We start from the raw sequence: 1,117 nt of genomic DNA, 5'->3' as shown, positions 1-1,117 counted from the left end.
ATATTAAATTATCGTTATCTGAGGCGCTCCAACCCGATCAACAAACAACTTTTACTGTTAATTATTCTGGCCATATAAAGGGGTATGTAGAAACTGGGATGGCTTATATTAAAGATGACATCACCCCTTTGTTTTCTATTATTCGTATGGACGCATATGCTTATCCGCTCATCACAGTGCCTGATGATAGGGTCAATCGCGCATCACGCTTTTGGCAGAAGCTTTATAACTACACCGCTAACATCGAAGTCGATAGTGGCTTAGTGGTAGCAAATGGTGGAATTTTACTAGGCGTAACAGAGACCGATCAAGGAAGAAAGGTTTATTCGTACAAAAACCAGAAACCCTCATGGAGAATGGACTTCATGGTCGCACCATATACCGTGACAAAAGGGCATGGCTTTAAGCTATTTACATTACCGGGAAATAAATATGCAACTGACTATATGGAAAAGGCAAAACAAACCATAACATTGTATGAAAGTTGGTTTGGTCAACGTCAAAGCACTGGTGAGTTTAGCTTTATAGAGATCCCAAAGGGGTTTGGTGCTCAAGCTGATGTTACCGCAATTATTCAAGACAGCGAGGGGTTTGTGGAGTTAACTCGTTTGTATCACGAACTGAGTCATCTATGGGACCCACGTTCGAATGAAAGTTACTCACCACGCTGGAATGAAGGTAAGGCTACCTTTTTAGAGTATTTAACGGATTCACGGCTGAATAAAAGGGTGTCTTTAAGCTCGCATATGACAAATGTACTAAAACGAGCAAAAAATCAGTTCGTTAAACAGCCTAAATATTTAACGACTGCGTTTGAAGAGTATGGAAAAGCAGGGCTTAATGCCTATTCGGTAGGGGCGCTATTTTTTGCGCTTTTGCATCATGAGCTAGGAGAGGAAAGGTTTAATCATTTACTACGTACTTTTTATGCAGCACATGTTAAAAGCGGAGCATCAACAGGTGACTTTATTCTTGCACTGCGTGATTTGAAAGATCCTAACATTGATTGGATATTATCTCGTTGGGTGAATAGCCATAGGTTCACGCTCGATATTTTAGACGCTACCAACTTTGAGAACTTCATCACGTTGAGTATAAGAAGTAGTAAAATATAAAT

The 1,117-nt window shown here is 40.0% G+C and carries 1 protein-coding gene; it reads left to right on the top strand.

Annotation, left to right across the window (positions count from 1 at the left end; all coding sequences use genetic code 11):
- Nucleotides 1-1,115 (top strand): M1 family aminopeptidase (locus L1D50_RS23035; protein WP_239966938.1); only part of this gene is annotated, 1,115 nt, incomplete at its 5' end.
- Between the last annotated feature and the right edge of the window lie 2 nt (nt 1,116-1,117).

It is taken from the genome of Pseudoalteromonas sp. Isolate6, assembly GCF_022398435.1.
In the GTDB taxonomy this organism is placed as follows: domain Bacteria; phylum Pseudomonadota; class Gammaproteobacteria; order Enterobacterales; family Alteromonadaceae; genus Pseudoalteromonas; species Pseudoalteromonas galatheae.
This window is presented reverse-complemented; position numbering and strand designations above follow the sequence as displayed.